We start from the raw sequence: 25,900 nt of genomic DNA on the forward strand, positions 1-25,900 counted from the left end.
CCCATCCCAGTGCCCGACGATCCCACGAGGCCCCGATCGTAGGGACACGCCTGCTCGGCGCCCCGCACCGGGTCCCCCATACGGGCACACACCCGACACACGGGACGGCCGCCGCCGGACCGGACGGGACGGCTCAGCGCGCGGCCCGCGCGTACCAGCGGCCGTCGCGGCGCTCCACGGCGAGCGGCAGCCCGAAGCAGTCCGACAGGTGCTCGGGCGTGAACACCTCGTCGACCTTCCCGCGCGCGATGATCTCCCCCTGGCGGAGCAGCAGCGCGTGCGTGAACCCGTCGGGGACCTCCTCGAGGTGGTGGGTCACCATCACCATCGTGGGCGCCGCCGGGTCGTCGGCGAGCCCGCCGAGCCGGGCGACGAGGTCCTCGCGGCCGCCGAGGTCGAGGCCCGCGGCGGGCTCGTCCAGCAGCAGCAGTTCCGGGTCGGGCATCAGGGCGCGGGCGATCTGCACGCGCTTGCGCTCGCCCTCCGAGAGGGTGTCGAACCGGCGCCGCAGCAGCCCGGCGCAGCCGAGCGCCTCCAGCAGCCCGACGGCGCGGCTGACGTCGGTGCTGTCGTACTCCTCCTGCCAGCGGCCGAGGATCGCGTACGACGCGGTCAGCACCAGGTCGACGACCGTCTCACCGGACGGGACCTTCTCCGCCAGCGCCGTGCTCGCGAACCCGATGCGGGTGCGCAGCTCGGACACGTCCGTGCGGCCGAGCCGCTCCTCGAGGACGTCGGCCGTGCCCTCGCTCGGATGCAGCAGCGCCGCCGCGATCTGCAGCAGCGTCGTCTTGCCCGCGCCGTTCGGACCGAGGATCACCCACCGTTCGCCCTCGCTCACGTCCCACGTCACATCGCGAAGGAGGGTCGCCCCTTCGCGCCTGACCCCGACTCCTCGGAGTTGAAGTACCTCGCCGGTCATCGCGCGCCTTCGTCCCCAATCCGGTGATCCCGTTTCCCGCACAAGAACCTATGCGATACTCCGGGCCGGCGCGGCCCCGGGTTTCCACGGATTTCCGCGGGACGTCGCGCGCCCGACGTCACCCGCCGTCGCGCCTCCACTGCCGCCGGGCCCCCTTCGCCCGGCTCGCCGCGGCCTGCTGCCTGCTCGCCGCGTCGTGGCTCGTCGGGCGGCGCCGCGCGGTGGTCTGCGCGGTCATCCGCCGCACGTCCGGGGGCGCGGTGCCGGGGGCGGCCGCGCGGGCGGGGTTCGCGTCGGCGATCCGCTGCGCCTTCAGCTCGCCCGCGCTGCGCCGCGCGGCGCGCGCCAGGTGCCAGCTCACGCGGGCCAGCGCGTCCTCGAACACCTCGGCCCGCTGCGCGTTCCGCTGGTTCTTCGGTCGCGCGACCCCGCGGCCGCCGTACTCCTCGACCCGCGCGCTCGCCGTGCGCCGGTACAGCTTCGCGTACTTGTTCCGGGCGCGCCGGATCCGTTCGTGCAGGTCGACGAGCCCGTCCTCGTCCATCGCCGCGAGTTCGCCGCCGTCGGCCTCGCGGACGAGCGCCAGTTCGTCCTCGTTCAGCGAGTTCAGCAGGGCCCGCATGGGCGACCTCCTTCGATCACGTGCGAGGTGTCTGCCCGAGAGGCCCGCGCGACAATGCCGTCAAGACGGATAAATGCCCATCTTCATCCGCGGGCTTGACCGGGCCGGCCGGGCGGGCGCCGCACCGGCGCGGCTCCCGAAACGACGGCAGCCGCGACGAGAGACCTGCCTTACGTCCGGTGGCACGGGCCGGGCGAACGCTTATGGTGGATCGCATGCCCATTGGGACGTGTTGGGAACGGCGATGATCAAGGACGTAGCGACCGCACTGGTGGCGTGGGGCAACGCCTGGCTGACCGGCAACGTCGGCCTCGACGAGGCGGTGGACGCGGTCGAGAAGGCCGCGGGACCGCAGATCCTCGGCGGCGAGCCGGCCGAGGTCACGCTCCGCCGCGGCCTCGGCGACCTGCGCATCGGCGGCCTGACCGCGTTGCGGCTGGCGCTCCCCGCACCCGGCGACCCGCTCGGCCTCACCGGCCCGCCCGAGTTCAACCGCGCCGCGATCGACGCCGAGGCCGCCGTCGTCGCGGTGCTCGGCGACCGTGCGATCGGGCTCGTCCCCGCCGAGGACCGGCGCGGCTCCTCCTACGTCGGCGTGCGCTGGACCACCCTCGACGCGTCGCCGAGCCTGCCGGACGTCCCGTCCCTCGCGGAGGCCGACCGGCGGCTCACCCTCGCGATGCGCGACGCCACCGAGACGCTCCTCACCGTGAACGACTTCGCCGGCGTCCCCCCGGAGATCGCCGACGCGCTCGTCGACCTGCGCGACCCCGGGCGCGGCGACCACCTGCTCGCCCCCGGCTACCCGCAGCGCGCGCACCGCGTCGCCGCCCTCGCCGGGCGGCTGTCCCTGGTCGTCGACCTGGCCCGCCGGATGGACGAGCGGGGCCTCAGCGCCGACCAGATGCACCGCCGCGGCGACGCGCTCCGGCTGCTGGACGGCGCCGTCCGGCGGGCGCTCGTGGCCGCGTGCAACAGCGCCTTCGACCCCGTCCCGTAGCCCCCGCCCCTTGCCTCCGCCCCGTCCGGCCCCGGAAACAGAAGCGGGACGCCCCTGGTGGGGACGTCCCGTTCGTGAAACCTCGGTCGCGGCGCCTCAGTGGCGGACGACGAGGGTGTTGCAGATCTTGTCGGCGAACGTCTGCTTGCGGTCGTCCCACAGCGGCCAGAGGTAACCGACGTAGCACGCGAAGCTGTCGGCCGCGTGGCAGATCTTCCGCAGGAACGCCATACCGAAGCCGATCGGCTGACCGGTCTGCGCGCTGACGAGGCGGATGTTCATCTGCCGCTTGCCGATGGTCTGCCCGGTGGTCCCCTCCTGGTAGATGAGCCACAGGCCCGCCGCGAACGCGGCGAGGTAGCCCAGGAGGATGAGGAGGCCGCCGATCGCCACGCCGGCGTCGCCGGCGGCGGCGAGCACCATGCCGAGGATGTACAGCACCGCGACCGGAGCGCCGATGATCAGGCCGTCGATGATGTAGGCGCCGGCGCGCGAGCCCCACTCGGCGAGCTGGCCGCCGCCGGGGGTGCCGTAGTGGTGGTGGTGGACGTCCGCCGCGGGCTGCCCGTAACCGGGCTGCGCGGCGGGCTGGCCGTACCCGGGCTGCGGCTGGCCGTACCCCGGCTGCGCGGCGGGCTGGCCGTAGCCGGGCTGGGCGGCGGGCTGGGCGGGCTGCTGGCCGTAGCCCGGCTGCGCCGGGGGCTGGCCGTAACCCGGCTGGGCGGGGGGCTGACCGTACCCGGGCTGGGGCTGGCCGTACCCGGGCTGCGGCTGCTGGCCGTATCCCGGCTGCTGACCGTAGCCCGGCTGCTGACCGTACGGGTCGTAGGGGTTACCCACACTTGCTCCTTATTGATTGACCCTGTGGTTATGTGACGCCCGCCGGACCCGGTGGGCTCCGCAAGTCTGACCGAGGACGCACCCCGGCTCAAACCGGCAGGACACCGAACCGGACGAGCTGCCACAGCTCCGACCCCACGAGGGCGATTCCGAGGACCCACGTGCGGGTTCTCGGCGCGAGTGCCCACCACCGTCGTCCCGGGCCCAGCGGCGCGACGGCGAAGCCGATCGCACCCGCGAAGATCACCGGGTTCGCGAGCACGGCACGGGCCGGATGGCCCGCTCCAAGCTCCATGAACACGGTCGTCCCTCCGCAGATTGGGCACGGGATGCCGGTGAGCGCCCGCAAGGGGCAGAGCACGCCGGGGTCGTTGACACGGTGGATCCATGACGCGCCGACGGCCGCGACGGCCATCGCCGCAACACGCAGCAGCGCCCCCGCGGGGCCGTGCCGCGCTGCGGTGAGGGTCCGGCTGACGATTCCCCCGAGTGCACCTTGCGATGCGCCGGTGACCGCCGCCCCGGGCGCTCCCCCCAACGGATCCTCCGTGTCGATGACAAAAGGTGAGTGACCCGTATACAGGGTGCACCCAGAGGCCGGTCAAGCCCCGACCACGATCCGCGATGGGACCGTTACGCGGACCGCGCTCTCGACAGCCTCGGGGCAAGAGTAGGACAAAACGCCATCTACGTGCGTGCTCTTTGACGTTCCGCCGTGACTTCGCGCCACGGGTTCGGGCCGCGGCATCGGCACAGGACCGCCGCCGCGGGTGTTCATTGCGGCGTCTTGGCGTCAGGCCCTCCGCGGGGCCTGGCGCCGAGACGCCGCAATCACGCGCTCCCCGCGGCGCCGACCGTCAGCGGGGCGTCCGGCTCGGTGACGTGCTCGGCCTCGATGACGTCGGCGACGACCGCGGTGATGTTGTCGGGGCCGCCGTTCTCGCGGGCGAGCTCGATGAGCCGGTCCACGGCGCGCTGCGGATCGGCCTCCGCCGACAGCACCTCGTAGATCGTCTGCGCGTCGACCGGCCCGCTGAGGCCGTCCGAGCACAGCAGGTACCGGTCGCCGAGCCGGGCCTCGCGCAGCCGCAGGTCGGGCTCCCGGTCGTCCCGGCCGTCCAGCACCCGGTACAGGACGTGCGAGAGCCGCGACGTCTCGGCCGGGTCGGGCGTCTGCCCGGACTGCTCGGCCTCCGCCTTGAGAAGCTCGTCCATGGTGTGGTCCTGCGTCATCTGGAAAAGCTCGCCGTCGCGCAGGAGATAACCGCGCGAATCGCCGATGTGCGCGAGCGCGACCGACGAACCCGACCAGAGCATCGCGGTGAGCGTGGTGCCCATCCGGCTCAGATCCGGACGTTCCTCGCGGACGATGCGGAGCTTTTCGTTGGCCTCGGCGACGGCGCGGCCCAGCATGTCGACAAGGTCGTCACCGCGCGCATCGGCGTCCAGCGAGCGCAGCGACCCGATGACGGTCGAACTGGCGACCTCGCCGCCGGCGTAACCGCCCATTCCGTCCGCGACCGCGATCAACCGCGCACCGGCGTAACCCGAGTCCTCGTTGTTCTCCCGGTTGCACCCGATGTCGCTGCCTGCTGCGTACCTGATTGCTACGTTCATACCAGTTTCGATGACGATCCTGTCAGAGGAGTTGTATCAGTCACGAGCGCCTTCCCCAACCGTTCCGACACCATGCCGGACCGCGTAAAGGGCGGCCTGCGTCCGATCCTGGACTCCCAGTTTCATGAGCAGATTACTGACGTGCGTCTTGACCGTCTTCTCCGAGACCACGAGCGCGCGGGCGATCTCCCTGTTGGACCTTCCCCGCGCGATGTGCACGAGCACCTCCCGTTCCCGATCGGTCAGCGCGGCCAGGCCGCGGTCGTCCACCGACGCCGGCTCCGCCAGCATCGCCTCGGCGGCGTCGGGCGCGAACAGGACGTGCCCGTCGTGCACCGCCCGGATCGCCTGGACGAGCGCCTGCGGGTCGACGTCCTTGTAGAGATACCCGGCGGCGCCCGCCTGTACAGCGGGCAGCACGTGCCCGCGCTCCGTGACGCTCGTCAGGATCAGGACCCGTGCGGAGACCCCGCGTGCCCGCAGCTCCGTCAGCGCGGTCAGCCCGTCGGCGCCCGGCATCTTGAGGTCCATCAGCACGATATCGGGCTCGAGGGATTCGGCCAGTGACACGGCCGACGCGCCGTCGGCGGCCTCGCCCACGACGTCGATGTCGTCCTGGATGCCGAGGAACGTGCGCAGCCCCTGCCGGACGACCGGGTGGTCGTCGGCGATCAGCACCCGGATCGGCGGCCGCCCCGCCCGTCCCGTCCCCGCCGGAGCCGTCACAGCGGCACCTCCAGCCGGACGGTCGTGCCCGCCCCGGGCGCCGAGGAGACCGTGAGCTCCCCGCCGATCGACACCGCCCGCTCCCGCATCGACGCGAGCCCCAGCCCGTTCTGCGGGTCGTCGCCCGGGTCGAAACCCGAACCGTCGTCCGACACCTCCAGCACCGCCCGTCCGCACTCCGTGCCCAACCGCACCCGCACCTCCCGCGCCCTCGCGTGCCGCAGGGCGTTGTACAGCGCCTCCTGGGTGATGCGGAACGCGACCGCCTCGTGCTCCTCCGGCAGAACGACCGCCTCGTCTCCGCTGAACCGGACGGACGTCTCGTGCGCCCGGTCGAGCACCGCCACGTGCTTGCGCAGCGACGGGACGAGCCCGTCCGCGAGGTCCGCCGGGCGCAGCTCGTTGATCACCGCGCGCAGCTCGGCGAGCGCCTCCGCCGCGAGCCGCTCCACCTGCTCCAGCTCCCGGACGGTCCGCGCCGCGTCCCGCTCGGCGAGCGCGGACGCCGTCCGCGCCGTCAGCCGCAGCGAGAACAGCTTCTGCGCCACCGCGTCGTGCAGCTCGCGCGCCAGCCGGTTGCGCTCCGCGACGACCGTCAGCTCCCGGTTGTGCTCGTACAGCCGGGCGTTCGTCATCGCGATGGCGGCGTGCGCGGCGAACAGGGTCAGCAGTTCCTCGTCCTCCCGGGTGAAGCCCCCGGGGCTCCGCCTGTTGGCGAGGAACACGATGCCGAGCACGTCCTCGCCGTCGCGGATCGGGACGCCGAGGAAGTCCTTCAGGACGGGGTGCGCGTGCGGCCAGCCCTCGAACTCGGGCTCGCGGCGGATGTCGGCGAGCCGCTTCGGCGCGTCGTCGCGCAGCATCGCCGCCAGCATCCCGTGCTGGCGCGGCAGCGGCCCGATGCGCTCCCAGTCGTCGTCGGAGACGCCCTCGACGACGAACTCGGCGAACGACCCCTCGTCGTCGGGCACCCCGAGCGCCGCGTAGCGGGCGTCCAGCAGCTGCGCCGCCGCCCGGACGATCACCTGGAGCACCTCGTGGACCGACAGGTGCCGGGTCACCGCGAGCACGGCGGAACTGACGGCGTGCAGGGTCGCGCCCTGCTCGCCGCGGCGCCCGTCGTCGTCGCCCATCCCGCCCTCTCGTCCGGCCGTCTCCGGCGGCCCGCCCCGCGTCCGCGCGGGCGCCCGCCGCCCGCCTGACAAGCACCGTACTCGCACGCAGGGTCATCGCGAATCAGCCGCCGGGAGGAGGTGCGGCCGTGTCCGGACGCCCCCGCCCCGCCGGGGCCGCGGGACCGGGGACCTACGACCATCTGCCGAGGCCCCTCCGGGCCCGCGCCCGATGCTCCTGACATGCGCCGATACCTAGGTTTCCGGGTATGAAGACCGCACTGATCACCGGAGCCTCCCGGGGGCTCGGCCGGGCCCTCGCCCGCGAACTCGCCCGGGACGGCTGGACCCTCGTCGTCGACGCCCGGGACGCGGCCGCGCTGCGCGCCGCGGCCGCCGGACTCGGCCCCGCCGCCACCGCGATCGCGGGCGACGTCGCCGACCCCGCGCACCGCGCCGACCTCGCCCGCGCCGTCGCCGGCGGGCTCGACCTGCTCGTCAACAACGCGTCCACGCTCGGCACGACGCCGCTGCCCCGGCTCGCCGACCAGCCGATCGACGACCTCGCCGCCGTCTACGCCGTGAACGTCCTCGCCCCGCTCGCGCTCACCCAGGCCGTCCTGCCCGCCCTGCGGGAGCGGCGCGGCGCGATCCTGAACATCACCTCGGACGCCGCCGTCGAGGACTACCCGGCGTGGGGCGGCTACGGGTCGTCGAAGGCCGCGCTGGAGCAGCTCTCGCACGTCCTGGCGGCCGAGGAGCCCGGCCTGGCCGTGTGGTGGGCCGACCCGGGCGAGATGCGCACCGGCATGCTGCGCGCCGCCGGGGAGGACGCCGACGCCGCCCCGCCGCCCGAGGAGGCCGCGGCCGCCCTGCGCCGCCTGATCGCCGACCGCCCCCCGAGCGGCCGGTACCGCGCCGCGGACCTGCACGTTTCCGGCCTGCACAGCGGCGACGAGGCGGGTGCCCGATGACGACCGCCCTGCACCCCGACGACAGCAAGGCGCGGGACGAACCGCGCGTGCTCGGCCCCGGCTACCGCGGGCCCACGTTCGGGATCGTCTTCGTCGTCACCCTGCTGGCGTTCGAGGCCATGGCCGTCACGACCGTCATGCCCGCCGTCGCCGCCGACCTCAACGGCCTCGGCCTCTACGCGTGGGGGTTCAGCGCCACGCTGATCGCCGGGCTGCTGTCCACGGTCCTCGCGGGCGGCTGGATCGACCGGTCCGGCCCGATGCGCCCGTTCCTGATCGGACTCGGGACGTTCGTCACCGGGCTCGCCGTCGCGGGCGCCGCGCCCACCATGTGGGTGTTCGTCGTCGGACGCGCCGTCCAGGGCATCGGCACCGGATTCGCGATGGTCGCGATGTACGTCGTGGTCGCCCGCATCTACCCCGAATCGCTGCGGTCGCGGGTGTTCGCGGCCGAGTCGGCGGCGTGGGTGCTGCCCTCGCTGCTCGGCCCCGCCGCCGGCGGCGTCCTCGCCGAGCACGTCGGCTGGCGGTGGGTGTTCCTCGGGCTCATCCCCCTGGTGATCCCGCCGACCCTGCTGCTCGTCCGCGCCCTGCGCGGCACCGAACGCCCCGAACGGGCCTCCGCTGCGTCCGTCCCCGGCGGCCGGGCCGTCGCGGCCGTCGCCGTCGCCGTCGGCGCCGCCGTCCTCCTCTACGGCCTCGACGCGCCCGGCTGGGCGCTCGTCCCCGCCGTCGCCGCCGGGCTCGCCGGCCTCGCGTTCGGGCTGCCCCGCCTCCTGCCCGCCGGCACCTTCCGGATGCGCCGCGGCCTGCCGAGCGTCATCCTCACCCGCGGGCTGCTGTCCGGTGCGTTCATGGGCACGGACGTCTTCATCCCGCTCGCCCTCACGTCCCTGCACGGATTCGGCCCCACCGAGGCCGGGATCGTCCTCACCGTGGCCGCCCTCGGCTGGTCCGCCGCGTCCCAGTACCAGGGACGCTCGAAGCGGTCCCGCGCGTTCTTCGTGCGGCTCGGCGCCCTGTGCGTCACCGTCGGGATCGCCGCCGTCACCGTCGCGCTCCAGCTCACCGGCTGGGCCGCCGCCCCCGCCTGGCTCATCGGCGGCGCCGGGATGGGCCTCGCGGTCGGCAGCCTCAGCGTCCTGCTGCTCGACAACTCCGGCGAGGACGAGCAGGGCGTCAACTCCTCCGCGCTGCAGATCGGCGACATGCTCGGCACCTCCGTCGTCGTCGGGACCGCGGGCGCCCTCGTCGCCGCGTTCGGCACCGACCGCCTCGAACTCGGCCTCGCCGCCGCCGGGACCCTGCTCGCCGCCATCGCCGCACTCGGCGCCGTCACCGCACTCCGACTGGAGGCCCGGACATGACCACCGAACCCGAGACCATCGACTTCGCCCTGCCCCCCGACCTCGAGGCCCACGAGCCGCCCGAGGCCCGCGGCCGCCCCCGCGACGGCGTCCGCCTCCTCGTCGGCCGCCGCGCCACCGGCGAGGTGTCCCACCACGCCTTCCGCGACCTGCCCGACCTCCTGCGCCCCGGCGACCTCCTCGTCGTCAACACCTCCGCGACGCTGCCCGCCGCCGTCCGCCTCGACCGCATCGGCGTGCACTTCTCCACCCCCGTCCCGGACGCCGACGACCGCCTCTGGCTCGTCGAACTGCGCCGCCTCACCGGCAAGACGACCCGCCCCTACACGGGCGGGTCCCCCGGCGAGTGGATCCCGCTGCCCGGCGGCGCCACCCTCACCCTCGTCGACCGCCGCACCGACCGCCTCTGGCGCGCCCGCCTCAGCACCGACGTCGTCCCGTACCTGCGCCGCCACGGCGCCCCCATCCGCTACGGGTACGTCCCCCGCGACCAGCCCATCGCCGCCTACCAGACCGTGTTCGCGCACGACCGCGCGTCCGGCGGCGCCGAGATGCCCAGCGCCGCCCGCCCCTTCACCGCCGAACTCGTCACGCGCCTGGTGTCCCGCGGCGTCCTGCTCGCCCCGATCACCCTGCACACCGGCGTCGCGTCCCCCGAGGCCCACGAACCCCCGTACGCCGAGCGCTACGACGTCCCCGCCCCGACCGCCGCGCTCGTCCGGCACGTCCGCGCCGAGGGCGGACGGGTGATCGCGGTCGGCACCACGGCCGTCCGGGCCCTCGAAACGGCCGCCGCGTCCGGGCGCGTCGAGGCGTCCACAGGATGGACGGACCACGTCGTCACCCCCGCATCGGGCGTCCGCGCCGTCGACGGGCTCCTCACCGGCCTGCACGAGCCCCGCTCGTCCCACCTGATGATGCTCACCGCCATCGCAGGTCACGACCTCCTGAACACCGTCTACCGGGCCGCACTCGACGAGCGTTACCTGTGGCACGAGTTCGGCGACGTCAACCTGCTCCTGCCTTGACCTGTCTCACATGGCGGACGTCACACCCGGGTGCGGCGCCGCGAGCCGGTAGCGTGGACCACACGATGGACGGGTCAGCCGAGCGCACGCTGCTCATCACACTCACCGGACGCGACCGCCCCGGCGTGACGTCGCGACTGTTCAGGACGTTGTCGGACTTTCCGGTCACCGTCGTCGACGTCGAACAGGTCGTGATCCGCGGCCGGCTCGTCCTCGGCGTGCTGGTCGCCTACTCCGCCGACGCCGACATCGGCAGCGTGTGGAACGCCGCCGAACGCGTCGCGGGCGACCTCGACATGGAGGTCGAACTCTCCACGGGCCGCGAATCGCGCACCCCGAAGCGGCGCGGACGGCTGCACGTCACCGTCCTCGGCGCGCCCCTCACCCCCGCCGCGATGGCCGGGATCGCCGGCCGCATCTCCGCGCACGGCGCCAACATCGACCGCATGGAGCGCCTCGCCAGCACCCCGGTCACCTGCATCGAGATGGACGTCTCCGGCGCCGACCCCGACGCCCTGCGGGCCGGTCTCGCCGCCGAGGCCGCGCAGCGCCAGGTCGACGTCGCCGTCCAGCCCGGCGGGCTGTCCCGGCGCGCCAAGCGGCTGATCGTCATGGACGTCGACTCCACCCTCATCCAGGGCGAGGTCATCGAGCTGCTCGCCGAGCACGCCGGCTGCCTCGCCGAGGTCGCCAAGGTCACCGAGGCCGCCATGCGCGGCGAACTCGACTTCGAGGGCTCCCTCCGCGAACGCGTCGCGCTCCTCGCCGGACTGGACGCCGCCGCCATCGACGACGTCCGCGACCGGCTCAAGCTCGCCGCCGGCGCCCGCACCATGGTCCGCACCCTCAAGCGCCTCGACTACAAGTTCGCGATCGTCAGCGGCGGGTTCACCCAGGTCACCGACGCCCTCGTCGACGACCTCGGCATCGACTACTCGGCCGCGAACACCCTCGAGATCGAGAACGGCAAGCTCACCGGCCGCGTCGTCGGCCGCGTCATCGACCGTCCCGGCAAGGCCGCCGCCCTCGAACGCTTCGCCCGCGAGGCCGGCGTGCCCCTCGCCCAGACCGTCGCGATCGGCGACGGCGCCAACGACCTCGACATGCTCCAGGCCGCGGGCCTCGGCATCGCCTACAACGCCAAGCCCGTCGTCCGCGAGGCCGCCGACACCGCCGTCAACGTCCCCTACCTGGACACGATCGTCTTCCTCCTCGGCATCTCCCGCGAAGAGGTAGAAGCCGCCGACGCTGCTGATTTTGGGGGGGCGACCCCCCAAACCCCCCGGTAGTCGCGGCACGATCCTCGCGTGCTGTGCAAGCCGGTCGAATTCCGTGCAGCCGTCGTACGCACGCTGCGGTCGCGCCGCTCCTCGCGCCGGACGGTCCTCGCGCCCGGCTGCGAGCCACCGTGTACATGCGTGCTCGCCGAGGCGCTGCGGTCGCCCGGCGCGTACACGCTCGTGAACGGATCGATCGCGGCGTTGGTCCTCGCCACCGGGTCGCGCGCGGGGGCCGCGGCCGGGGCCGGGGTGGTCCGGGTCACGGGAGGGGCGTTAACGGAATGAAACGGGGCGGTGTCGCCGTTCACCGTTCGTACCGTTGATCACCAGGGTAGGCCGGTGGTGCGGTCGGTGATCTTGGAGGGCAACGGTGTGGGAGCGTGCGCGCGAAGCGTACGCGCAGGCTGAGGGGAGTGCGGCGCCCTGGTACGGGGTCGCGGCCGCGCTCGCCGTCGCCGTGCCGCTGCTCGCGGGCGCGCTCACCGGGCACGCCGCGCAGGGCTCGATGGTCGCCCTCGGCGCGTACCTGGTCGCCCTGCGGACGCCCGAGGGCCCGTACGGCGCGCGCGCACGCGATCTGGGGCTCGCCGTCGTCGTCGTGGCCGTCGGCTCCACCATCGGGGGGTTGCTGGCCGGGAACACGTGGCTCGCCGTCGCGGTCGTCCCGCCGCTGATCGCGCTCGGCGTCGCGGTGCCGCGCATCGGGCCGACCGCCGGGCTCGCCGTGCTGCTCGCCGCGGTCCGGCCGCGGCAGCCGGACGTCGTCCTGGACGTCGGGCTGCTCGAGCTGATCGGCGGGGCGTTCACCACCGCGCTGCTGCTGGCGCCGTGGCCCGCACGGCGGCTCCGTCCGCTGAACACCGCGCTGAGCGACGCCGCCGACGCGGTCGCCGAGGCCCTCGACGCCGTCGCCGAGCACGTCGACGCGCCCGACCCCGCCCCGCTGGACGCCGTCGAGCTGACGAACCCGGACCTGCTGGCCGTCACCCGGCTCCCCGACTGGGAGCAGCGGCGCCGCGCCGCGTCCGAGGCGCTCACCGCCGCGCGCACCACGTTCGGCCTGTACCGGTCCGACCGGGGGCGGGAGGACCCCACGCGGCCGGAACGGCTCATCGACGCGCTCGCCCGCGTCCTGCACGAGACCGTCACGCTGCAGGCCGTCGTGGAGGCCGCCCGCAACTACCCGCCGGACCGCGAGTGGAAGATGGAGGCGCAGACCGCCATCTCCGCGCTCGCCGCCCGGCTGCGGCTGCTCGCGGGCGCGATCGCGACGTCCGGGGAGGCGCCGCTCGGCGGGGAGGAGTCCGCGGCCGTCCGCCGGATGGGGCGGGCCGCCGAGGGCGTCCGCCGCGCCGGGCTCGCGGGCGAGGAGGACCTCGTCGCGGTCGCGCTCATCGGGCAGGTGCGCCGGTCGATCGACCGCATCGCCGGCGAGGTGGCGTCCGCGCGGCGCATCACCGCGGGCGGGCTGCGGCTCGGGTTCGGGCCGCCCCGCATCCCCGAGGCGCACCCGGTGACGGCGTGGGAGCGGATCCGCACCGCCGTCGCCACCCGGTCGCCCCGGTTCCGGCAGGTGTCCCGCGTCCTCCTGACGGCCGTCGTGTCGATGGCGCTCGCCGCCGCGCTCGGGCTGTCGCACGGCCACTGGATGACGCTGACCGCGATGCTCAGCCTCCGCGCCACCTACGGCGAGACGGTCGAACGGCTCGTCCAGCGGGTCGGCGGGACGGCCGCCGGGTCGATCGTCGCGGCGGTGCTGCTGACGCTCGCGCCCGGGCAGCTCACGGTCGCGCTGATCGTCCTGCTCTTCGCGTTCGCCGGGTTCGCCATGCGTTCGGTCAACTTCGCGTACTGGGCCCTGTTCGGCACCCCGCTCGCGATGATGCTGCTCGACTTCTCCGTCCCGTCCGACTGGCGCACCGCGGGGGAGCGCGTCGCCCTCACCGTCGCCGGGACCCTGCTCGCCTACCTCGCCGTCCGGCTGCTGTGGCCCGCCGGTCACCTCGAACGGCTGCCCGTGCAGCTCGGCAGGCTCACCGACACGCACGCCGCGCTCGTCCGGTCCACGGCGGACGTCCTCGCGGGCGAGCAGGTGCGGCTGCCGCACGACGTGATCGTCACCGCGGAGCGGGCCGCGGAGGCCGTCGCCGAGACCCGCGACCGGCTGGCGCAGGAACGGGTGCCCGACACCGAGCTGATCGCCCGTCTCCGCTCCGCCGTCCGCGCCGCGCACCGCGTCCGCGACCACCTCATCGCGGTGTCGCGGATGTCGCGGGAGGAGGCCGTCGACACCGGCCCGATCCCCGAGATCCTCGACCGGATCGCCGACGAGCTGGAGGAGGCCGGGGCGGTGCTCGAGGACCCGCCGGACGAGCGGGACGAAGGGGACGCCGCGTCCGTCGCGGAGCTCCGCGAGCAGCTCGCCGACCTCGACGACCACCTCTCGACGATCACCCGGCGGCGGCGCGCGGAGATCAAGTCGGGCATCGGGCGGGACGAGTTCACGCCGCTGCGGCACGCGCTGCTGCAGGTGTCGGGCACCCGCTACGCGATCCGGTCGCTGCGCCGCGACGCCGGACGGGTCATCGAGGCGTCGTTCGCGGCGACCGGCCGCCGCTGACGCCCGTCCCGCTCAGTCCTTCGGCGTGCGCACGGTGACGAGCGTGCCCGCGCCCGCGCGGACGTCCGTCCAGTCGCCGGGAAGGTCGATGACCGCGAGGGCGCACGTCGGGAACGCGTCCGGCGACTCCCCGGCGAGGTCGTGGACGAACAGGTGGACGGACGGGTTGTGCCCCACCAGCAGGACGGTCGGGACGTCCTCGGGGGCCTCCCGCACGAGGTCGAGCAGCGTGCCGGGGTCGTTGGCGTAGATGCGCGACTCGAACGACGTCTCGGCACCGTCGAACGCCAGGTGCTGCAGGGTCTCGCGTGTGCGCGCGGCCGTGGAGCAGAGGACGTACCCGGGGACGAGTCCGCGCGCGCGCAACCATTCGCCGGTGGCCGCGGCGTCGCGGCGTCCCCGGTCGGCGAGCGTGCGGTCGATGTCGGCCTTGTCCAGCCCGGACTCGGCCTTGGCGTGCCGGAGCACGATCAGGGTCGGCATGCCCGCACCCTACGGCAGGGGGCGGCGTCGGAGGGGCCGCGTCAGGGCGCCACGAGCGCGGCGAGCCCCCACAGCACGGCCATGATCCCGAGCATCCCGGCGAGCACAAGGGCGAACCCCTTGGGCCCTGACATCGTCGACTTCCCGCCGGCCACCACGCCTCCCGGTTTCTTACACGCGCCCGGACCGCCGGGCAGTATCCATGTGCAGCGATCCACGTACAGCGTACGACCGCTTTCCCGTGCTCCCGACAGCACCCGTGCGAAAGGGGGCCGGCCCGGCGGCCGGCCCCCTCCCGCCGCGCGGTCACGCCTTGTTGACCTGCGACTCCTCGCCCTCCACGCGCGGAGCGGCCTCGACCGGCGGCTCCTGCGGCACCGGCCCCTCGACGGCCTCGGCGCCGCCGCCGCCGACCGACGGCCCGGGGCCCGCGACCGCCGGTTCGGCGATCGGGTCGACCCGGCGCTTGGAGATCACGATCGCGGCGACCACCACGAGGACCGCCCCGATCGTCACGCCGACGCGCAGCGGGACGTTGCCCGCGTACGTCACGACGGCGTCCGCGATCAGCAGCGCCACCAGGTTCATCACCTTGATCAGCGGGTTGATCGCGGGGCCCGCGGTGTCCTTGAACGGGTCGCCGACGGTGTCGCCGATGATCGTCGCCTCGTGCGCCTCGCTGCCCTTGCCGCCGAGCTCGCCCTCCTCGACCAGCTTCTTCGCGTTGTCCCAGGCGCCGCCCGAGTTCGCGAGGAACACCGCCATCAGCACCCCGGCCGCGATCGCGCCGCCCAGGAACGCCCCCAGCGGCGCGTACCCGAGCGCGAACCCGACCGCGATCGGCGTCATGATCGCCAGCAGGCCCGGGGTGGCCAGCTCCCGCTGCGCGTCCCGGGTGCAGATGTCCACGACACGGTCGTAGTCGGGCTTCTCGGTGTAGTCCATGATGCCGGGCTTGGTGCGGAACTGCTCGCGCACCTCGACGACCACCCGTCCCGCCGCCCGTCCGACCGCCATGATCGCGAGGCCGGAGAACAGGAACACCACCGCGGCGCCGATGATCAGCCCGATCAGGACGTTCGGGCTGTCGATCGACAGGCTGAACGTCTGGAAGTCGCCGAGCGCGTCCCGGGCGTCCCGCGACGCGTCGTCCAGCGCCGACACCACCGTCTCCCGGTACGAGCCGAACAGCGCCGTCGCCGCCAGCACCGCCGTCGCGATCGCGATGCCCTTCGTGATCGCCTTCGTGGTGTTGCCGACCGCGTCGAGCCGCTCCAGCACGCCCGCCGCCTCGCCCTGGACGTCCCCGGACATCTCCGCGATGCCCTGCGCGTTGTCCGACACCGGACCGAACGTGTCCATCGACACGATCACGCCGACCGTCGTCAGCAGGCCCGTCCCGGCCATCGCGACCGCGAACAGCGCGACCGTCGTGTTGCCGAAGCCGAGCAGGAACGCCCCGTAGACCGCGCCGCCGATCACCAGCGCCGTGTAGACCGCCGACTCCAGCCCCAGCGAGATCCCCGACAGGATCACCGTCGCCGGGCCCGTCCGGGCGCTGCCGGTCACCTCCTTGACGGGCTTGCGGTGCGTCTCCGTGAAGTACCCGGTCAGCAGCTGGATCGCGCTGGCCAGCACGATCCCGATGAGGACGGCGCCGAGCGCGATCCAACGCGGGTCGGCGTCCATGCCCGCGATCTCGGTGTTGGTGACGCCGTCCAGCTCGGCGAACGAGCCCGGCAGGTACGTGAACGCGGCGATCGCGACCAGCACCGCCGAGATCAGCGCGGAGATGAAGAAGCCCCGGTTGATCGCCGTCATCCCCGACCGGTCGCCCGCCCGCGGCGCCACCGCGAAGATCCCGATCACCGCCGTGATCACGCCGATCATCGGGACGAGCAGCGGGAACACCAGCCCCTGCGTGCCGAACGCCGTGGTGCCGAGGATCAGCGCCGCGACCAGCATCACCGCGTACGACTCGAACAGGTCCGCCGCCATGCCCGCGCAGTCCCCGACGTTGTCGCCGACGTTGTCCGCGATCGTCGCCGCGTTGCGCGGATCGTCCTCCGGGATGCCCTGCTCGACCTTCCCCACCAGGTCGGCGCCGACGTCGGCGGCCTTGGTGAAGATGCCGCCGCCGACCCGCATGAACATCGCCAGCAGCGCCGCGCCGAACCCGAACCCCTCCAGCACCCGCGGCGCGTCCCCCTGGTAGGCGAGCACGACGACGGCCGCGCCGAACAGCCCCAGCCCGACGGTGAACATCCCGGCGACGCCGCCCGTCCGGAAGGCGATCCGCATCGCCGTCCGCTCGCCGCCCTCCTCCCGCGCGGCCGCCGCCACCCGCACGTTGCCGCGCACCGCGAGCCACATGCCGGTGAAGCCGGTCACGGCCGAGAACAGCGCCCCGATGACGAAGAACACCGACCGCCCGATGCGCTCGCCCGTCCCGTCGGCGGGGAGGAGCAGCAGGACGAGCGGGATCAGCACCACGAAGATCGCGACCGTGCGGAACTGGCGTTTCAGGTAGGCGCCCGCGCCCACCTGCACCGCCTTCGCGATGTCCTGCATCTTCTCGGTGCCCTGACCCGCGGCCAGCACATCGCGTACCAGTCCCGCGGCGACGGCCAGTGCCAGCAGCGCGATCACCGCGACGACGACGACCAGGGACAGGTCGCCGCCGCCGAGATCCACTTCAGCGCCGGCCGGGCTTGCAAGGGAAAGCCCAGACATCCGTCCTCCTCGACAGGGGCGTTGCGATCTCGACCGTCAAAGTCGATCTTTACCGCTTACCCCGCAAGTCGTGATTTCGAACGCCTCTCGCGGCAACGCGCGTGCCGCGTGTCTACGCACGCGACTTATGATCAAGAAGGGCACAGGAGCCTTAACGAAAGCGTCACCATCGTGCAATGGAATTTACTCTCGAATTTGACCTTCACCGGAAATCCGGCCACATCTCCGCAGGTCAACCCCGGCAAGGATCCTCTTACTCCAAAGCAACCTTGACACCGGACATCCGGCACACCCCGCACACGAATCACTCGCGCCACCTCGTTCAGGGCGAACAACAACCCCGATTAAGATCAGCCCGCAAACGCCGGCGATTCGCGATCTTCCGGCAAGACGATCTCATATCAAGATCCCCGAGCGACACCCGCCCCCGCCATTACCGGGATCCGCGCCGCCCCGCCCGTCCGCCGCGGGACCGGGGCGCGCATGGCGAAGGCCCCGCCGGGGCGGGGCCTTCGGGATGCCGGGGGCTCTCAGACGTTCGCTTCGGCCTCGGCCGGCCAGCTCATCCTGATCTGGACGCCCTTCGGCGTCGCGGAGATGTCGACGTCGTCGGCGAGGCCGGCGATGACGGCCAGTCCCAGCTCCGCCGCGCCCTCCCCGAAGCCGTACTCGAGGTCGTCCGCGTCCGGCGCCGACGGAAGCCCGCCCGGGTCGTCCCCGGGCACCGTGTCGCTCACCGTGACCTCGAAGCGCCGATCACCGCCGGTCAGTTCCAGCCGGATCGGCTCGTCCGGGCAGTGCCGGACGTGCGCCTCCACGGCCCGCGAGAACGCCTCGCCGACCGCGAGCCTGACCTCGTCCAGGATGTCCTCGCCGACCCCGTTCAGGCGCGCCACGGAGGTCACGATCAGCCGGACGGTCCGAACATGGACGGGCCGGGCGTTGATGGACAGTTCAACCGTCTCCACAGCCGCTTCGCCTACTTGGCGCCCTTGCGCTTTTCCTCGGCGTCGGCGATCGAGTCGTGGATGCCGAACACCTTGGTCAGCCCCGTGATCCGGAAGATCTTGAGGATGCGCTCCTGGGTGCACACCAGTTCCAGGGAGCCGTCGTGCGCGCGCACCCGCTTCAGCCCACCGACCAGGACGCCGAGGCCCGTCGAGTCGAGGAACTCGACCTTCTCCATGTCCACGAGCAGGTGGAACTTCCCCTTGTTGACCAGATCGATGAGCTTCTCGCGAAGCTTCGGCGCCGTGTAGACGTCGATCTCGCCCTCCACGTTGATGACGGTGAGGCCATCGTCGGTGGTGTAGTCGTTCACCTTCAGGTCCACAGATCCTCCAGCGCCGTGCAGCACAATCCGGTCCCGCCATCCCCGACCGGGGCCGGTCATGCGGGACATCGCCGTGATTCAACCACGCTCCGGCGCGGCGTACGCACGTTATCGCCCACTCGGGCGAAAGTCAGCGCCTCCCGTCTGACCTGCTGATCCGCTGCGAGGGCAGGGGGGATCGGCCACCGGCGCCGGGGCGTTCCCGTAGTTTTGCCCAGGCTGGCAAACTGAAAACCTGATGGGCGCGCACAGATCTCCCCTGGACCGGCTGCTGGCCGACCCCACGCGCCGGGACCGCATCACGCACGTCGAGCGCGTTCCCGCACGTGAGGGCCGCCGCACGCCCTGGCCGTCCTGGGCGCCGCCGCTCCTCGTGGAGCGCCTCGCCGCCGCGGGCATCGACGCCCCCTGGGAGCACCAGGCCGCCGCCGCCGAGCACGCCCGCGCCGGACGGTCTGTGATCATCGCCACAGGCACGGCGTCCGGGAAATCCCTCGCCTACCTGCTGCCCTCCGTCGCCGCCGTCTACGACGAGGACCGCGAAGGCACGACCCTCTACCTCTCGCCCACCAAGGCGCTCGCCGCCGACCAGCTCCGCTCCCTGCGCGCCCTGCGGCTCACCCGCGTCCGCGCCGCCACCTACGACGGCGACACCCCCCGCGAGGACCGCACCTGGGTCCGGCAGCACGCCAACTACGTGCTGACGAACCCCGACATGCTGCACCGGTCGATCCTGCCGTCCCACTCCCGCTGGTCGTCGTTCCTGCGCCGCCTCCGCTACGTCGTCGTCGACGAGGCCCACGGCTACCGCGGCGTCTTCGGCTCGCACGTCGCGCAGATCCTCCGCCGCCTCCGCCGCGTCTGCGCCCGCTACCACGCGTCCCCCACGTTCGTCCTCGCGTCCGCCACCACCTCCGACCCCGCCACCACCGCGTCCCGCCTCACCGGACTGGACGTCGTCGCCGTGCAGGACGACGCGTCCCCCCGCGGCCCCGCGACGTTCGCGCTCTGGGAGCCGCCGCTCACCGACCTGCGCGGCGAGCGCGGCGCCCCCGTCCGCCGCACCGCCACCGCCGAGACCGGCGACCTCCTCGCCGACCTCGTCGTCGAGGACGTGCAGACCCTCGCGTTCGTCCGCTCCCGCCGCGGCGCCGAATCCGTCGCCCTCGGCGCCAAGCGCGCCCTCGCCGACGTGTCCCCCGACCTCCCCGACCGGATCGCCGCCTACCGCGCCGGGTACCTCCCCGAAGAGCGGCGCGCCCTCGAGGCCGCCCTCCGCTCCCGCGACCTCGTCGGCCTCGCCAGCACCAACGCCCTCGAACTCGGCGTGGACGTCTCCGGGCTCGACGCCGTCATCGTGTGCGGCTGGCCCGGCACCCGCGCGTCCCTGTGGCAGCAGGCCGGACGCGCGGGACGCTCCGGCCAGGCGTCCCTGTCGATCCTCGTCGCCCGCGACGACCCCCTCGACACGTTCCTCGTGCACCACCCCGAGGCGATCTTCGGCACCCCCGTCGAGGCGACCGTCCTCGACCCCGACAACCCCTACGTCCTCGAACCCCACCTCTGCTCCGCGGCCGCCGAACTCCCCCTCACCGAGGCCGACGCCGAACTGTTCGGCCCCGCCACCGCCGACCTCCTCCCCGACCTCGTGCGCCGCGGGTTCCTCCGCCGCCGCCCCGCCGGCTGGTACTGGACGCGCCGCGACAAGGCCGTCGAGCTCGCCGACATCCGCGGCGCCGGCGGCGCGCCCGTCCAGGTCGTCGAATCGTCCACGGGACGCCTCCTCGGCACCGTCGACGAGGCGTCCGCGCACACGACCGTCCACGACGGCGCCGTCTACGTGCACCAGGGCGAGTCCTTCATCGTCCGGACCCTCGACCTCGACGACTCCGTCGCCCTCGTCGAACCCGCGGAACCCGACTACTCCACCACCGCCCGGGACGTCACCGACATCGGCATCGTCGAACGCCTCCGTTCGTCCGCGTGGGGCGAGGCGACCCTCAACTTCGGCACCGTCGACGTCACCCGGCAGGTCGTCGCGTACCAGATGCGCCGCGTGCAGACCGGCGAGATGCTCGGCGAGAAACCCCTCGACCTGCCCCCGCGCACGCTCCGCACCCGCGCCGTCTGGTGGACGCTCTCCGAGGAGCAGACGGCGAACCTCGACCTCGACCTCCCGGGCTCCGCGCACGCCGCCGAGCACGCGTCCATCGGCCTCCTGCCGCTGTTCGCCACCTGCGACCGCTGGGACATCGGCGGCGTCTCCACCGCCCTGCACCCCGACACCGGCCTGCTCACCGTGTTCGTCTACGACGGCCACGAGGGCGGCGCCGGCTTCGCCGAACGCGGCTACGCCGACGCCGCGTCCTGGCTCCGCGCCACCCGCGACGCGATCGACTCCTGCGAGTGCGCCACCGGCTGCCCGTCCTGCATCCAGTCCCCGAAGTGCGGCAACGGCAACGACCCCCTCGACAAGGAAGGCGCCCTCGTCCTCCTGGACGCCCTCCTCAAGAAAGCCCCCTGACCCCGAGGTAACCGCTCAGCCCGTCCGCCAGCTCCTCCTCGTCCCCGTCGCGGACGGCGGCGAGGGCCTGCTGGAGAGCGAAGGTCGCGCGGATCGCGGCGACACGTGAGGCGAGGCCCTCCTCCTGCCCGGGGCCGAGCGCGAGCACCCGCCCCAGGAGCTCGTCCCCGTGCCCGGCGGCGAGCGCCGCGAGGTCCTCGGCGGGGTCGCCGAGCGCGACGTCGTCCCAGTCGAGCACTCCGGCCAGACGCGGCAGACCGTCCCGCCACTCCCACAGGACGTTCTCGGCACCGAGATCGCCGTGCACCACCGCCCGCCCGAGGTGCGGCAGCCCATCGACCGCCGCGAGCTCCCGTTCGGCCCGCCTGCGCCCGTCGTCGGACATGCGCCGGAACAACTCCGCGCGGACGCCGTCCCCGAACCGGCGCCACCGGTCCTCCGGCTCCCGGGGCAGCACCGCACGCACCGTCTCGTCGGCACCGGCACGGCGAAGCCCGGCCAGCAGCGCGGCGTACTGCCCCGCCACCGCCTCGGCCATCAGGGGATCGCGCAGCACGGCACCGTCCAGCGGCTCCCCGGGGATGCGGTCGAGAACCAGGAACGGCACCCCTCCGGCACCACCTTCGAGCAGCGGCTCAGGTGTGCGAAACCCCAGGTCGAGCCCGCCAAGGGTGCGGAGCACAGCCGCCCGCCCAGGCAGCCGCGCCGCCGCCGCCCGAGTACGAGCCAGGCACACCACACGATCCGAGCCGATGACGACGTGGTGGAACTGCCCTCGGCGCACAGCAACAACCGCAGGATCGTCCTCAGGCAGCAGACGGCTCAACAAGGCACGATGCGTAATCCGAATATCCACGACAGCGCCCATTCTCAACGACACACAGACGTCACCGAGCACCACCACAAGCAGCTCGGTCCCCCGGCCACCAGCCACCCCACCACACGGCCAGGCCGAGCAGCAGCCACCAACCACCCCACCGCCCGTCCAGCCGACGCGGTCAGGCCGAGCGTCGGCCACCGCTAACCCCACCACGCCGTCGGGCCAGGCAGCGGCCACCAACCACGCCACCGCGCCGTCGGCCGGGCTTCGGGCGCCAGGCAAGCGCGGGCTCCACCGGACGCGCCGCCGCGTCGTGGGAGCGGCGCGGGCACGCAGCGCGCTCACCGGTACGTGCGGCAGGGGCGCCGGGGCGGGGAAGGAAGAAGGCGCGACACCCGCGCGTGCCGATGGCCGCGGACGCCGGGGCGTGGCAGGCGAGGACGTCCCGGGTGCGGGGTCGTACGGCCCTCGGGGTCTACCGGGCTACGGAGCTACGGGGCTACGCGCTGGGCTGGGATGGACGGCTCGTCGCCCATGCCGCGGCGGGCCTGGGCCAGCGCCTGCTGCAGCTTCCGCCGCTCCATCTCGAGGGTCTGCAGGGACTCCTCGTGCTCGTCCCGGAGGTCCCGCAGTTCCCTGCGCATCTCGATCGCGCGCTTGAACCCGAACGCCGCCACCATCACGCCGGCCATGAACACCACGGCGACCACGGCACCGGCCATGAACACGTGCCATTCCTCGGTCACTCCGGGCACCGCGTCACCGAACGCCGTCAGCCCGGCCTCGCCCGTGTTGTCCAGCACCACCGCCACCGCCGCGAGCACGGCGGCCAGCACCAGGACCAGCCCCAGGAAGATCATGCGGGAGGTTCTCCTCTCCGGGAGTCCGACTGGCACCGCAGCCTAGACCGCGGACAATTCGGTCGCCACCCCTGACGATCACTTGCGCCGCGAGCGCGCCACCTTCACCTCGACGCCCGTCGGGCGACGCCGTCCCTTCACGTCGCCGCCCTTGCGGGCGGGCGCACGCCTGGCCCCGGGCCGGGTCGGCATCGTGGCCGTCGCGGACGGCGCCTGGCCCGGCGCCCCCTTCGCGACCGGGGCCTTCGCAGCGGGAACCTTCGCGGGGTCGGCCTTCGTGGAGTCGGCCTTCGTGGAGGACGCCTTCGCCGGCGCGGCCTTGGCGGAGTCGGGCTTGGACGTCTTCGGCTTCGCGGGGCCGGTCTTCGCGATGGCCTCGGCGCGCGCGATGTGCTCGCGCGCCTTGATGACCCGCTTGCGTCCGGTGCCGCCCCGCGCGATCCGCGCCGCCGTCCCGCGGGCGCTCGTCGCGGCCGACGCGACGCGCAGGCTCCGGGTCCACGTGCCCAGGTGCGCCGCGACGACCAGCAGCACCAGCGCGATCCCGATGCTCTTGCCCCACTGCAACCGGTCGGTGGCCGCGACGTTCTGCGCGACCGGCGCGTCGCCCGCGATCTCCGGCGCCGGATAGACCAGGCCCGGGGTCGCGCCGTCGGGCTGGACGGACGGCAGCGTGATCGGCGACTGCTCGTTGAACGGCGTCAGCGGCGTCGTGGCGCTCGGCACCGACCCGCCGGCGGGCAGCGACGTCGATCCGCCGCCGGACGGGACGTTCGCCGCGGCGACGACGTCGCTCGCGCTCGCGGGCTCCGAGTACACCGAGCCGCCGGCGCCGTCCGAGCGCTTGGCGCGTACCTCTACCGCGAAGGTGCCGCTCTCCTGGGTCAACGGCAGGCTCGCGGAGCAGGCGCCGCCGCTGCAGAAGGTGCCCACCGATCCGGCCGCGGGCTTCACGCCCGACCCGCTGAGCGTGTAGCCCTCCAGGTCGGCTTCCTTGCCCATGCCCCACTTCACGACGAGCTTGTCACCGGACACCCCCGCGGACACCCCCGAGGGCGTCGCCGGGGGAACCTTCACGGTGAAGTCGCTGGACGCGAGCTCTCCGGTCCAGTGGGTGAGGTAGACCTTGTAAGCCCCGTTCTGCGCGATCGGGAACGTCCCGGAGAGTTCACCCGCCGCGAGGGAGTGCTCGTCCAGGAGCTTGTCCCCGAGACCGGGCCCGCTCACCCGCAGCTCGACCTTCGCCAGCTTGAGGTCGGCGTTCGCCTGGGCGGTGATCTCGGTTCCGCTGGTGATGACGGCGCCGTCCTTGGGGGCCACCACGACCGATTCGGCCGAGGCGGGCGGCGCGGCGATGACCGGGATGCTCATCGCAAGAGGGGTCGCGAGCGCGATCGCACCGATCCTGCGAATGATGGTCACGGCGTCAATCCCTTCGACTGCGTCCGGGTCGCGGGGCTCACTGTGCCGAGTGCTGAGCGGGGGCTTACGGCAGCGTAACGTACCAACCGGTAACGAAAGTCACAGATGGGTGACAAATGAGATGACAGTGGCTCCGGTCGCGACCTATTGACGTTCAGTTCAACGAACTGCGTCGCGTCAGGTTACGCCCATATCCCCCCACAGGACCAGCCCTGGCCCGCGAAACGATCCGCAGATCACCGATCTCCCCAGGTCCCTTCACTCTCACGACCACCCGCACCTCCACGACGTCCCCTTGCACCGTGCACGTCTCCAGCCGCGCCCCCGAGGCCGCCGCGATCTCCCGCGCTCGCCCGCACGCGGCCTCGCGCCCGCTCGCCACGTGAGCCGCTCCGGCGAGCGCCGCGAGATCCGCCGCCGCGTCCCCCCGATGCCGCGCCGCCCGCACCCCGCCCACCGTCAGCGCGGCCACCCCGCCCACCCAGATGACCGCCATGAAGGCGACGACCCACACCGTCCCCGCCCCCCGCTCACCGCCCCGCCACACCACCCCCTCACGCCCCACCCGTGCAGCCACCCCCGCGCCCCACCACCCCCTCGACCGGCGACCGCCCCCACCGGCACCCCCACATGTCCGCCCCACGCCCACTCGTCCGTCCGCGTCATCCACGCTTCGCATGCGTCCTCCAAGGGCTCTCTCCCAAGGGCTCTCTCTCCCAAGGGCTTTGTGACACCGAGTCCGGCCCCGACCACAACGCCCTCTGTCCACTCCCAGCCGCAGGCTGGCCCAGCCACAGATCCGCCCCCAGGCCGGGCCACGCCCCCGCCGCCCAGCCCATCCACCGCCCCGCCCGGTCGCGGCCCACCGCCCGACCCGTTCACGGCCACCCCGCCCCGGTAGGCCGTGGGCCGCGACGCCCGGCTCGGGCACGGCCGCGCCGACTCGGCTCGCCCCTTCCTAAGCCGGTCGTGGCCCCGCCGCCCGACATCATCGCGGCGACGCCACCGGCCCGGTCGCCGTGCCCGTCTCGGTCGCGAATCCGCTGTCCGGCCGGTCATGGTGCGGGTTCCGGCTCGGTGGTGGAGGCGCCGGGTTCGGTGGCGGCTGCGGCGTGGGCGTGGACGATCAGGGCGGGGAGGCGGGCTGCCGCCGGGGGCTCGACGGGGGTCGATACGTCGACGTGGACGGTGGCCTCGTCGCGGGTGACCGTCACCGTCGATCCTTCGGGGACGGCCTTGGCGACCAGCTCCCGTACCGCGGTCAGGGATTCGCCTCTGGCGGCGGCGCGTGCGCCTGTTCGGGCGGCGTCGTTGCACGTGAGCTGGGTCGAGACGGCCGCCATTCCCCACAGCACGATCGCGGTGACCAGGACCAGGGCGGGGAGGGCCACGGCGATCTCCGCCGTGGCCATGCCCCGGTCCCTCAGTCGGCGAGTTGGAGGGCCCGCTCCACGATCGCTAAGAGCAATTCCTGTACCTCCGAACTCGTGACGATCTTGAAGAGCAGGCCCGCGAAGGCCGCCGCGGCAATCGTGCCTACGGCGTACTCGGCGGTGGACATGCCCGCGTCCTTGTTCTTCCAGCGCTGCTTCAGGTTCATGGGTCCTCCCGTGTCGG

General features: G+C 73.5%; 24 protein-coding genes. 7 read left to right on the forward strand and 17 right to left on the reverse strand.

Features of this window, described 5'->3' with window-relative positions; all coding sequences use genetic code 11:
* Positions 1 to 133: 133 nt before the first annotated feature.
* Both AB0L25_RS13520 and AB0L25_RS13525 read right to left on the reverse strand, forming a co-directional pair.
* Positions 134 to 922: an ABC transporter ATP-binding protein gene (locus AB0L25_RS13520; RefSeq protein WP_500171693.1), complete on the reverse strand. Its 789-nt coding sequence runs from the start codon at positions 920 to 922 to the stop codon at positions 134 to 136.
* Positions 923 to 1,040: 118 nt separating this feature from the next.
* The gene (locus tag AB0L25_RS13525) at positions 1,041 to 1,544 is read right to left on the reverse strand and encodes a hypothetical protein (RefSeq protein WP_500171695.1); all 504 of its coding nucleotides are present in this window, start codon (positions 1,542 to 1,544) and stop codon (positions 1,041 to 1,043) included.
* 244 nt (positions 1,545 to 1,788) lie between these two features.
* Between AB0L25_RS13525 and AB0L25_RS13530 the strand changes: the two genes are divergently transcribed.
* The gene (locus tag AB0L25_RS13530; protein WP_500171697.1) at positions 1,789 to 2,544 is read left to right on the forward strand and encodes an Rv1486c family protein; all 756 of its coding nucleotides are present in this window, start codon (positions 1,789 to 1,791) and stop codon (positions 2,542 to 2,544) included.
* Positions 2,545 to 2,640: 96 nt separating this feature from the next.
* On the opposite strand, the gene AB0L25_RS13535 is transcribed toward AB0L25_RS13530, so the two are convergent.
* From AB0L25_RS13535 to AB0L25_RS13555, 5 genes are all read right to left on the reverse strand, one after another.
* The gene (locus AB0L25_RS13535; RefSeq protein WP_500171698.1) at positions 2,641 to 3,384 is read right to left on the reverse strand and encodes an RDD family protein; all 744 of its coding nucleotides are present in this window, start codon (positions 3,382 to 3,384) and stop codon (positions 2,641 to 2,643) included.
* A gap of 88 nt (positions 3,385 to 3,472) precedes the next feature.
* Complete coding sequence (locus AB0L25_RS13540) at positions 3,473 to 3,799, reverse strand: DUF2752 domain-containing protein (protein ID WP_500171753.1); 327 nt, start codon at positions 3,797 to 3,799, stop codon at positions 3,473 to 3,475.
* Between the two features lie 416 nt (positions 3,800 to 4,215).
* Entirely contained in the window at positions 4,216 to 5,001 is a 786-nt protein-coding gene (locus tag AB0L25_RS13545; protein ID WP_026402929.1) for a PP2C family protein-serine/threonine phosphatase, read from the reverse strand.
* A 36-nt stretch (positions 5,002 to 5,037) separates the two neighbouring features.
* Positions 5,038 to 5,727, reverse strand: a complete 690-nt coding sequence (locus AB0L25_RS13550; RefSeq protein WP_500171700.1) for a response regulator — start codon at positions 5,725 to 5,727, stop codon at positions 5,038 to 5,040.
* Positions 5,724 to 6,860: a GAF domain-containing sensor histidine kinase gene (locus tag AB0L25_RS13555; protein WP_500171702.1), complete on the reverse strand. Its 1,137-nt coding sequence runs from the start codon at positions 6,858 to 6,860 to the stop codon at positions 5,724 to 5,726. Before AB0L25_RS13555 ends, AB0L25_RS13550 begins: the two co-directional genes overlap by 4 nt.
* 248 nt (positions 6,861 to 7,108) lie before the next feature.
* Here AB0L25_RS13555 and AB0L25_RS13560 point away from each other — a divergent pair, with 248 nt between their 5' ends.
* The 5 genes from AB0L25_RS13560 (at position 7,109) to AB0L25_RS13580 (ending at position 14,108) form a co-directional block, all read left to right on the forward strand.
* Positions 7,109 to 7,813, forward strand: a complete 705-nt coding sequence (locus AB0L25_RS13560; protein WP_500171703.1) for an SDR family NAD(P)-dependent oxidoreductase — start codon at positions 7,109 to 7,111, stop codon at positions 7,811 to 7,813.
* Positions 7,810 to 9,180, forward strand: coding sequence for an MFS transporter (locus AB0L25_RS13565; protein ID WP_500171705.1), 1,371 nt, complete (start codon positions 7,810 to 7,812; stop codon positions 9,178 to 9,180). Before AB0L25_RS13560 ends, AB0L25_RS13565 begins: the two co-directional genes overlap by 4 nt.
* A complete protein-coding gene (locus AB0L25_RS13570) occupies positions 9,177 to 10,208 on the forward strand; it encodes an S-adenosylmethionine:tRNA ribosyltransferase-isomerase (protein WP_500171706.1) in 1,032 nt (343 codons plus the stop codon). Before AB0L25_RS13565 ends, AB0L25_RS13570 begins: the two co-directional genes overlap by 4 nt.
* 65 nt (positions 10,209 to 10,273) lie before the next feature.
* Positions 10,274 to 11,497, forward strand: a complete 1,224-nt coding sequence (serB, locus tag AB0L25_RS13575) for a phosphoserine phosphatase SerB (RefSeq protein WP_500171708.1) — start codon at positions 10,274 to 10,276, stop codon at positions 11,495 to 11,497.
* A 361-nt stretch (positions 11,498 to 11,858) separates the two neighbouring features.
* On the forward strand, positions 11,859 to 14,108 hold the full coding sequence (locus AB0L25_RS13580) for an FUSC family protein (protein WP_500171709.1): 2,250 nt from the start codon (positions 11,859 to 11,861) through the stop codon (positions 14,106 to 14,108).
* A 12-nt stretch (positions 14,109 to 14,120) separates the two neighbouring features.
* On the opposite strand, the gene AB0L25_RS13585 is transcribed toward AB0L25_RS13580, so the two are convergent.
* From AB0L25_RS13585 to AB0L25_RS13600, 4 genes are all read right to left on the reverse strand, one after another.
* Positions 14,121 to 14,591, reverse strand: coding sequence for a SixA phosphatase family protein (locus AB0L25_RS13585; protein ID WP_500171711.1), 471 nt, complete (start codon positions 14,589 to 14,591; stop codon positions 14,121 to 14,123).
* Between the two features lie 306 nt (positions 14,592 to 14,897).
* Positions 14,898 to 17,324: a sodium-translocating pyrophosphatase gene (locus AB0L25_RS13590; RefSeq protein ID WP_500171713.1), complete on the reverse strand. Its 2,427-nt coding sequence runs from the start codon at positions 17,322 to 17,324 to the stop codon at positions 14,898 to 14,900.
* A 530-nt stretch (positions 17,325 to 17,854) separates the two neighbouring features.
* Positions 17,855 to 18,292 carry an ATP-binding protein gene (locus AB0L25_RS13595; RefSeq protein WP_500171715.1) on the reverse strand — a complete coding sequence of 146 codons (438 nt, stop codon included), beginning with the start codon at positions 18,290 to 18,292 and terminating at the stop codon, positions 17,855 to 17,857.
* Between the two features lie 11 nt (positions 18,293 to 18,303).
* Entirely contained in the window at positions 18,304 to 18,657 is a 354-nt protein-coding gene (locus AB0L25_RS13600; protein WP_026402937.1) for an STAS domain-containing protein, read from the reverse strand.
* Between the two features lie 238 nt (positions 18,658 to 18,895).
* Between AB0L25_RS13600 and AB0L25_RS13605 the strand changes: the two genes are divergently transcribed.
* Complete coding sequence (locus AB0L25_RS13605) at positions 18,896 to 21,181, forward strand: DEAD/DEAH box helicase (protein WP_500171716.1); 2,286 nt, start codon at positions 18,896 to 18,898, stop codon at positions 21,179 to 21,181.
* Here AB0L25_RS13605 and vph read toward each other — a convergent pair.
* From vph to AB0L25_RS13635, 6 genes are all read right to left on the reverse strand, one after another.
* Positions 21,165 to 22,049 (reverse strand): viomycin phosphotransferase, encoded by an 885-nt coding sequence (gene vph / locus AB0L25_RS13610; RefSeq protein WP_500171754.1) that lies wholly within the window; start codon positions 22,047 to 22,049, stop codon positions 21,165 to 21,167. The genes AB0L25_RS13605 and vph overlap by 17 nt on opposite strands.
* A gap of 443 nt (positions 22,050 to 22,492) precedes the next feature.
* Complete coding sequence (locus AB0L25_RS13615) at positions 22,493 to 22,861, reverse strand: ATP synthase subunit B family protein (RefSeq protein ID WP_500171718.1); 369 nt, start codon at positions 22,859 to 22,861, stop codon at positions 22,493 to 22,495.
* Between the two features lie 78 nt (positions 22,862 to 22,939).
* Positions 22,940 to 24,283, reverse strand: coding sequence for a hypothetical protein (locus AB0L25_RS13620; RefSeq protein ID WP_500171719.1), 1,344 nt, complete (start codon positions 24,281 to 24,283; stop codon positions 22,940 to 22,942).
* Positions 24,284 to 24,437: 154 nt separating this feature from the next.
* Positions 24,438 to 24,962: an Rv3654c family TadE-like protein gene (locus AB0L25_RS13625; protein WP_500171721.1), complete on the reverse strand. Its 525-nt coding sequence runs from the start codon at positions 24,960 to 24,962 to the stop codon at positions 24,438 to 24,440.
* A gap of 376 nt (positions 24,963 to 25,338) precedes the next feature.
* A complete protein-coding gene (locus AB0L25_RS13630; RefSeq protein WP_500171723.1) occupies positions 25,339 to 25,695 on the reverse strand; it encodes a TadE family type IV pilus minor pilin in 357 nt (118 codons plus the stop codon).
* A gap of 11 nt (positions 25,696 to 25,706) precedes the next feature.
* On the reverse strand, positions 25,707 to 25,883 hold the full coding sequence (locus AB0L25_RS13635; protein WP_500171724.1) for a DUF4244 domain-containing protein: 177 nt from the start codon (positions 25,881 to 25,883) through the stop codon (positions 25,707 to 25,709).
* Between the last annotated feature and the right edge of the window lie 17 nt (positions 25,884 to 25,900).

Origin of the sequence: Spirillospora sp. NPDC052242 (assembly GCF_040679555.1) — a bacterium.
In the GTDB taxonomy this organism is placed as follows: Bacteria; Actinomycetota; Actinomycetes; order Streptosporangiales; family Streptosporangiaceae; genus Spirillospora.

Excerpts from the sequence above, each read along its gene's own strand:
- AB0L25_RS13555 (WP_500171702.1), bottom strand. The coding sequence starts at position 6,860 with ATGGGCGACGACGACGGGCGCCGCGGCGAGCAGGGCGCGACCCTGCAC.
- AB0L25_RS13635 (WP_500171724.1), bottom strand. The coding sequence starts at position 25,883 with ATGAACCTGAAGCAGCGCTGGAAGAACAAGGACGCGGGCATGTCCACC.
- AB0L25_RS13630 (WP_500171723.1), bottom strand. The coding sequence starts at position 25,695 with ATGGCCACGGCGGAGATCGCCGTGGCCCTCCCCGCCCTGGTCCTGGTC.
- AB0L25_RS13560 (WP_500171703.1), top strand. The coding sequence starts at position 7,109 with ATGAAGACCGCACTGATCACCGGAGCCTCCCGGGGGCTCGGCCGGGCC.
- AB0L25_RS13585 (WP_500171711.1), bottom strand. The coding sequence starts at position 14,591 with ATGCCGACCCTGATCGTGCTCCGGCACGCCAAGGCCGAGTCCGGGCTG.
- AB0L25_RS13525 (WP_500171695.1), bottom strand. The coding sequence starts at position 1,544 with ATGCGGGCCCTGCTGAACTCGCTGAACGAGGACGAACTGGCGCTCGTC.
- vph (WP_500171754.1), bottom strand. The coding sequence starts at position 22,049 with ATGGGCGCTGTCGTGGATATTCGGATTACGCATCGTGCCTTGTTGAGC.
- AB0L25_RS13605 (WP_500171716.1), top strand. The coding sequence starts at position 18,896 with ATGGGCGCGCACAGATCTCCCCTGGACCGGCTGCTGGCCGACCCCACG.
- AB0L25_RS13530 (WP_500171697.1), top strand. The coding sequence starts at position 1,789 with ATGATCAAGGACGTAGCGACCGCACTGGTGGCGTGGGGCAACGCCTGG.
- AB0L25_RS13540 (WP_500171753.1), bottom strand. The coding sequence starts at position 3,799 with ATGGCCGTCGCGGCCGTCGGCGCGTCATGGATCCACCGTGTCAACGAC.
- AB0L25_RS13570 (WP_500171706.1), top strand. The coding sequence starts at position 9,177 with ATGACCACCGAACCCGAGACCATCGACTTCGCCCTGCCCCCCGACCTC.
- serB (WP_500171708.1), top strand. The coding sequence starts at position 10,274 with ATGGACGGGTCAGCCGAGCGCACGCTGCTCATCACACTCACCGGACGC.
- AB0L25_RS13615 (WP_500171718.1), bottom strand. The coding sequence starts at position 22,861 with ATGATCTTCCTGGGGCTGGTCCTGGTGCTGGCCGCCGTGCTCGCGGCG.
- AB0L25_RS13625 (WP_500171721.1), bottom strand. The coding sequence starts at position 24,962 with ATGCGAAGCGTGGATGACGCGGACGGACGAGTGGGCGTGGGGCGGACA.
- AB0L25_RS13520 (WP_500171693.1), bottom strand. The coding sequence starts at position 922 with ATGACCGGCGAGGTACTTCAACTCCGAGGAGTCGGGGTCAGGCGCGAA.
- AB0L25_RS13545 (WP_026402929.1), bottom strand. The coding sequence starts at position 5,001 with ATGAACGTAGCAATCAGGTACGCAGCAGGCAGCGACATCGGGTGCAAC.
- AB0L25_RS13590 (WP_500171713.1), bottom strand. The coding sequence starts at position 17,324 with ATGTCTGGGCTTTCCCTTGCAAGCCCGGCCGGCGCTGAAGTGGATCTC.
- AB0L25_RS13565 (WP_500171705.1), top strand. The coding sequence starts at position 7,810 with ATGACGACCGCCCTGCACCCCGACGACAGCAAGGCGCGGGACGAACCG.